Source organism: Alkalihalophilus lindianensis, from assembly GCF_032843265.1.
In the GTDB taxonomy this organism is placed as follows: Bacteria; Bacillota; Bacilli; order Bacillales; family Bacillaceae_D; genus Alkalihalophilus; species Alkalihalophilus lindianensis.
In genome coordinates, this window is the sequence record NZ_JAWJBA010000149.1 from 1 (window position 1) to 314 (window position 314).

At 42.4% G+C, this 314-nt stretch carries 1 protein-coding gene; it reads left to right on the top strand.

The genetic code is table 11. The annotated features are described in order from the left end of the window. On the top strand, nt 1-314 hold a 314-nt coding region (locus RYX56_RS21720), incomplete at both ends, for a PH domain-containing protein (protein ID WP_317124034.1).

Genomic DNA, 314 nt, shown 5'->3' on the forward strand with positions numbered 1-314 from the left:
ATTTATATTAACAAAGGGGTTATTGATGAAACGGCTTTTTCGATTGCAAAAGATAAAGTTCAGGCCATTGCAATAGAACAGTCCTTCACGAAACGCTTGTTTGGGCTAGCCGAGGTAAAGTTGACAAGTGCAGGCAGTCTTAGTTTGGAGGAGGATGCATCTGATATCAATTCACTCTACCCTTTCTTACCGGTTCGAAGAGCCTATGAAATGGTATCAGAAATTTTACCTGCTTATGAAGTTACACTAGAAATGAAGCGGCTTCCCAGAAAGTCTTTATGGGCCCGCTTGTTAAGGCCAAGCTGGCTCTGGAT